The following is a 5,365-nucleotide window of genomic DNA, read 5'->3' on the forward strand; positions in this document are numbered from 1 at the left end:
TGGCCGCGCCAGTTCGAGCGCGTCCGCGCCGGCGAGTAATGCAAAGCCGAGCGACAGCACGCCTGTATCGAGCGCGTACTTGCCGGCGGGTTCATCGAAGCGCAGGTAGCCGAGCGTTGTTAGCGTATAGGCAAGACGATTGACGGTTGCCTTGGGAAGCCCCGTCCGTTCGACGAAATCGCGATTTCCCAACAAGGTTTCGCCCGGACGGAACGCCCGGAGCAATTCCAGGCCGCGAGCAAGCGCCACGACAAAACGGCGTTCATCGACTCCATCCAATGAACCCGGTGGATCGGTTATCCCGATGGAACTCGTAGGCATCGGATGCTAGACTCGGTCATTGATTTGCAAAACATTGTTCCGCTTAGCGGAACATCAGTCAAGTCCAAAAACTTGGAATCATAGGAACAGGAGAACACCATGGCCGATGCCGCCCGTTTCAGTTGGGAAGATCCGTTGCTGCTCGACCAGCAACTAAGCGACGAAGAACGCATGATCCGCGATGCCGCGCACGCCTACGCGCAAGACAAGCTGCAGCCGCGCGTGCTCGAAGCGTTCCGCAATGAACGCACGGACGTCGAGATCTTTCGTGAAATGGGCGAACTCGGCCTGCTCGGCCCGACCATCCCCGAACAATATGGCGGCCCCGGGCTGAACTACGTCAGCTACGGCCTGATCGCACGCGAAGTGGAACGCGTGGATTCGGGCTACCGGTCGATGATGTCCGTGCAGTCATCACTGGTCATGGTGCCGATCAATGAATTCGGCACCGACGCGCAAAAGCAAAAGTACCTCCCGAAGCTGGCAACCGGCGAATGGATCGGCTGCTTTGGCCTGACCGAGCCGAACGCGGGCTCCGATCCGGCCAGCATGACCACGCGGGCCAAAAAGGTGGATGGCGGCTTTTCGCTGTCGGGCCAGAAGATGTGGATATCGAATTCGCCTATCGCCGATGTCTTCGTGGTCTGGGCGAAGCTCGAAGAAGACGGACGGGACCAGATTCGCGGGTTCATCCTGGAGAAAGGCTGGAAGGGACTCACCGCGCCCGCGATACACGGCAAGGTTGGTCTGCGGGCATCGATAACCGGGGAAATCGTGATGGACGAAGTCTTCGTGCCGGAAGAAAACCTGATGCCGAACGTGAGCGGCCTCAAGGGACCGTTCACCTGTCTGAACTCGGCGCGCTACGGGATCGCGTGGGGCGCGCTCGGTGCGGCCGAAGCCTGCTGGCACATGGCGCGGCAATACACGCTGGATCGCAAGCAGTTCGGGCGTCCACTCGCTGCGAACCAGCTCGTCCAGAAAAAACTCGCGGATATGCAGACCGAAATCACGCTGGGGCTTCAAGGCGTGCTGCGCCTCGGCCGCATGAAAGACGAAGGCACGGCGGCGGTCGAGATCACCTCGATCATGAAGCGCAATTCGTGCGGGAAAGCGCTGGACATTGCGCGCCTTGCGCGTGACATGCTCGGCGGCAACGGCATTTCGGACGAGTTCGGCGTGGCGCGCCATCTGGTGAATCTCGAAGTGGTCAATACGTACGAAGGCACGCACGATATCCACGCGCTGATTCTGGGCCGCGCGCAAACCGGGATCCAGGCGTTTTTCTGACACCGGCAGCCCGGAAAGGCCATGTAAAAAGCCAACGCCTTTTCAGGCGTTGGCTTTTTAAGACTCGTTTTCAACCTGTATTTCGGCAACCAGGTTATTTGTTCGGCTGCGGCGTCAGACGCAGATACGGGCGCACAGCCTTGTAGCCCTTCGGGAACTTGCGCTTGATTTCCTCTTCGTCCTTCAGCGACGGCACGATCACCACGTCGTCGCCCTGCTTCCAGTTACCGGGCGTGGCGACCTGATGGCTGTCCGTCAGTTGCAGTGAATCGATTACGCGCAGGATTTCATCGAAATTGCGGCCCGTGCTTGCCGGATACGTGATCGTCAAACGCACCTTCTTCTGCGGATCGATGACAAACAACGACCGCACCGTCAGCGTGGCATTTGCGTTCGGATGAATCATGTCGTACAGCTCGGACACTTTCCGGTCACCATCGGCAAGGATCGGGAAACCGACGTTGGCCGCCTGCGTTTCGTTGATGTCCTTGATCCACTCCTTATGCGATTCCACGTTGTCCACCGACAACGCGATCGCCTTCACATTGCGTTTTTCGAACTCGCCGGCAAGCTTCGCGGTCAGGCCAAGTTCGGTCGTGCAAACCGGCGTGAAGTCGGCCGGATGCGAAAACAGCACGCCCCAGCTATTGCCCAGCCACTCGTGAAACTTGATGCGGCCGACGCTGGAGTCCTGTTCGAAGTCGGGCGCTGTATCGCCAAGGCGCAAGCTCATGGTGTATCTCCTGAAGTTGGTAGACCGCGATTCTTCTCTTCGCGGCGAAGCTGCAAGTCTGCATTAGCCAGGCCGCTCGTTAAATGAACGAGGCGGTCTGAACAAAAAATTAAAGCATACGTTACTAGACCTGCACAACGAACGAACATTCCGTCAGATCGTCATGCAGTTTTGTAATTTTTCGAGGCATGGCAGAAACATTGGCGGGACGGACGTTGCGGATTTCTCGTAGCTGAAGGATTCGATCTTCTGCTGAGACAGGCCGGAATGGTAGCCCCAAGGCGTTCATGGTCCACGTTTGCATGCATCGGGAACAAAAACTGCAAGCCATGAGTTTCGGGGCCGGATGGACGCTGGTCACCCACCGCTTCTTTGGTACGATTGGCGTAGCCTCACCCGTTTGGAGCCATCAATGTCAGAAATCAATAAGGAGCGATTCATGTCGGATATTAAAACCGTTCTCGCAGACGCCGAAGACCTGTTAAAGCAGGCCGCGAGTGCAACTGGCGAGCGTGCATCCGAGCTGCGCGAGACCGCTCTGACCCGCTTGAAGCAAGCGAAGGAAAAGGCCGCAGATGCGCAGGTCGTGGTCATCGAAAAAGGCAAGAAGGCCGCACGTGCAACTGACGACTTCGTGCACGAACGTCCTTGGGCATCCATTGGGATTGCCGGGGGCATTGGTGTGGTCATCGGCTTGCTGATCAATCGCCGTTAAGCGGTTTAGTCGCCGTTGTATCGCGGTTTCGTTGTTATGCCGGTTCGCCGCGTAGTTGGCTCACCCGCTGCTCACGCGAGCGGACCCGGCCCGAACATTGCCTTACAAGCCAGGAGCAGCCGCAGGTTTTTGCCAGCGACTCGCTCGACAGACCGGCTGGATGCTCATCAATCCGCCCGGACATTTTTGCGCCCAAAATAACGCGCTCTTCGCGCTCAAGCCATGACGACAGAAAGGCAATATCAGCACGATACGCAAGGGCCGTTGCGCCGCATCGTCAGCTCCGTGTTTTCCATCTTCGAGACGCGGCTGGAGCTGATCGGCATTGAACTCTCGGAAGAAAAGGAACGGCTGCTCGGCGTCCTCTTCCTCGGCCTCGCCGCGATGATGTTGACCATGATGGCGCTCATCACGCTGACGGTGCTCATAGCAATTGCGTTCTGGGACACCTACCGGTGGCAATCGCTCGCGGCCATCACCGCCGTGTACGTGCTGGTCGCCCTTGCATGCGCAATGCGTGCGCGCGCCGGACTGAGCAACGCGCCGAACGTGTTCGAAAGCACCCTCGCCGAATTCAAGAAGGACCGCGACACGTTCAACTGAAGTGCAACGCGCGCGTAGCCGCACTGCATGTCAGGCACTGTATTAATCGATGACTTTCCACGAGCTAGCCACGCCATGAGTCAAACCGACGACACCTTCAAAGCTCAAAAGCGAGCAAACGCGCACAAACTGAGCACGCCCCACATGCGCGCCCTGCGCAAGGAACTGCTGATCGCACGGGCGGACGTAGAGCGCATGGAACTGGCGCAGGCAAGCGCCGATCTGCGCTACAAGGTCAAGCACTTCAGCGTACTGAACATGATCATGCCCGGGCGCGGCAAGCGTGGGCGCAGTTCCGGCGTCGGCGGGTTCATGAACCGCATGACCGGCGGCGCGGGTGGCGGCAGACTGAGTGGCCTTGGCAGTCTGTTCAATGCCAGCAACCTGAGTTTGTTACTGAAGCAGTATCCCGTGGTCGGCTCGCTTGCGTCGCTGATACTCGCGAAACCGGTCCGCACCCGGCTTCTTGCAAGCGCGAAGCCGCTGCTCAAATGGGGCGGCCTGGGACTCGTCGGGTGGGAGGCGTATCGGGTATGGCAACAGATGAAGTCCAGTCCGGCCACCACGCCGGTCGATCCGGTCGTCGATCCGGACGCCTGATCCTCTCGCTTGTATTTGGTTGAACAGCGTCATTTGCCGCTCCAGCACGCCGCCACTTTGGGCGGCGTGAGTTTTTCCAACGCACGATTCGACTTCACGCCGGTCGCGTCGAGCGCGAATAAACCGCAAGCGTCGTTGGGCGCCGAGACTGGCTCGGCTTCTATCGAATAGCCGCCGTTCATCTCGGACTCAGCGGCTAGCCGCAAGACATAGAACGGTGCGCCTGTGGCGGGCGTCTGGTCGAAACCCGCCGGCAATTTGAGCGTGGCGTCGTTACCGGACGCGCTTCGCGCACTCTCTACATACTGTGCAGCCCGATAGATCGCGGCAACCGCATCCAGCCGATGTCCCTTCATCACCTGTTGCTGATAAACCGGCATCGCGAACATCGCGATGATCGCCGCCACGCCGAGCGTAATCATGAGTTCGAGCAGGCTGAATCCCTTGGGTGTGTATGCGGTCGTATTCACGGCGAACTCGTCTGAAAAGGTTTTGCGGCCACGCGCCGCCAGCGCGCAACCGCGCCGCTTTCGGTGATTTCGACCTGTTGTTGCAACCACGCTTCGATAACCACGCGCCGTCCAAATCCACGCGCAGTAATCAGAAATGCGCCGCCACCATCACGATTACTGGCCGGCCATGCTTCGATCAGACATTGCGGTGGTTTCGCTGCTTGCGGCCAGGTTGTAAAAGGCATCAACGCATTCGCCGATGCCCCTTCGAACGACGCCTTCAGGCGCCATTTGTCCGGCTCGCTTCCGAGTGGGCCAGTGACGTTACTCGGCTGAGGCAACGAATCGAGCGCGATGCGGGCGCAGCGCAGCAACGCACTGTCGGCGCCGTGAAAAGCCTGGACCCGGTTCTGCAGGTTGCCGGTAGCCCGCGCGCCGACCAACGCGGCTTCGAGCCATGCTGCGGCGGTGACGAGCAGCATCGAAGAGATCAGTAAAACGATGGGCAGCGCCACGCCCCGCGAGTGCCGGCGATGACCGGTTCGTATCTTCATAACGCCTCCGGTCCATTGCCATTACGCAGCGCGATGCGTCTGCGAAACGCTTGCCGGACCCGGCCGTGATCGATCGATCGGGAGAAATTCTGACCTT

Annotated in this window: 8 protein-coding genes; 4 read left to right on the forward strand and 4 right to left on the reverse strand. The window is 59.3% G+C overall.

Annotated features, from left to right (window positions below):
- A partial coding sequence (locus ACRXB1_RS29210; protein ID WP_449494005.1) for a helix-turn-helix domain-containing protein occupies positions 1–321 on the reverse strand: 321 nt, incomplete at its 3' end.
- Positions 322–420: 99 nt separating this feature from the next.
- On the opposite strand from ACRXB1_RS29210, the gene ACRXB1_RS29215 reads away from it, so the two are divergent.
- Positions 421–1,611: an acyl-CoA dehydrogenase gene (locus ACRXB1_RS29215; RefSeq protein WP_174365726.1), complete on the forward strand. Its 1,191-nt coding sequence runs from the start codon at positions 421–423 to the stop codon at positions 1,609–1,611.
- A 94-nt stretch (positions 1,612–1,705) separates the two neighbouring features.
- Here the strand turns inward: ACRXB1_RS29215 and ACRXB1_RS29220 are convergent, their stop codons facing one another.
- Positions 1,706–2,344 carry a peroxiredoxin gene (locus ACRXB1_RS29220; protein ID WP_056355020.1) on the reverse strand — a complete coding sequence of 213 codons (639 nt, stop codon included), beginning with the start codon at positions 2,342–2,344 and terminating at the stop codon, positions 1,706–1,708.
- Between the two features lie 412 nt (positions 2,345–2,756).
- On the opposite strand from ACRXB1_RS29220, the gene ACRXB1_RS29225 reads away from it, so the two are divergent.
- The 3 genes from ACRXB1_RS29225 (at position 2,757) to ACRXB1_RS29235 (ending at position 4,262) form a co-directional block, all read left to right on the forward strand.
- Entirely contained in the window at positions 2,757–3,059 is a 303-nt protein-coding gene (locus ACRXB1_RS29225; protein WP_056355014.1) for a DUF883 family protein, read from the forward strand.
- Positions 3,060–3,281: 222 nt separating this feature from the next.
- Entirely contained in the window at positions 3,282–3,662 is a 381-nt protein-coding gene (locus ACRXB1_RS29230) for a phage holin family protein (protein ID WP_449494006.1), read from the forward strand.
- A 75-nt stretch (positions 3,663–3,737) separates the two neighbouring features.
- Positions 3,738–4,262: a DUF3318 domain-containing protein gene (locus tag ACRXB1_RS29235; RefSeq protein ID WP_449494007.1), complete on the forward strand. Its 525-nt coding sequence runs from the start codon at positions 3,738–3,740 to the stop codon at positions 4,260–4,262.
- Between the two features lie 29 nt (positions 4,263–4,291).
- On the opposite strand, the gene ACRXB1_RS29240 is transcribed toward ACRXB1_RS29235, so the two are convergent.
- The gene (locus ACRXB1_RS29240) at positions 4,292–4,732 is read right to left on the reverse strand and encodes a type IV pilin protein (RefSeq protein ID WP_449494008.1); all 441 of its coding nucleotides are present in this window, start codon (positions 4,730–4,732) and stop codon (positions 4,292–4,294) included.
- On the reverse strand, positions 4,729–5,268 hold the full coding sequence (locus ACRXB1_RS29245; protein WP_449494009.1) for a pilus assembly PilX family protein: 540 nt from the start codon (positions 5,266–5,268) through the stop codon (positions 4,729–4,731). The genes ACRXB1_RS29240 and ACRXB1_RS29245 overlap by 4 nt, the downstream gene beginning before the upstream one ends.
- Positions 5,269–5,365: the final 97 nt, after the last annotated feature.

This window comes from Caballeronia sp. M23-90 (assembly GCF_053574605.1).

What these genes read in the sequence shown, in the direction of transcription:
- ACRXB1_RS29225 (WP_056355014.1), top strand. Translation starts at nt 2,757, where the DNA reads ATGTCAGAAATCAATAAGGAGCGATTCATGTCGGATATTAAAACCGTT.
- ACRXB1_RS29235 (WP_449494007.1), top strand. Translation starts at nt 3,738, where the DNA reads ATGAGTCAAACCGACGACACCTTCAAAGCTCAAAAGCGAGCAAACGCG.
- ACRXB1_RS29230 (WP_449494006.1), top strand. Translation starts at nt 3,282, where the DNA reads ATGACGACAGAAAGGCAATATCAGCACGATACGCAAGGGCCGTTGCGC.
- ACRXB1_RS29245 (WP_449494009.1), bottom strand. Translation starts at nt 5,268, where the DNA reads ATGAAGATACGAACCGGTCATCGCCGGCACTCGCGGGGCGTGGCGCTG.
- ACRXB1_RS29220 (WP_056355020.1), bottom strand. Translation starts at nt 2,344, where the DNA reads ATGAGCTTGCGCCTTGGCGATACAGCGCCCGACTTCGAACAGGACTCC.
- ACRXB1_RS29215 (WP_174365726.1), top strand. Translation starts at nt 421, where the DNA reads ATGGCCGATGCCGCCCGTTTCAGTTGGGAAGATCCGTTGCTGCTCGAC.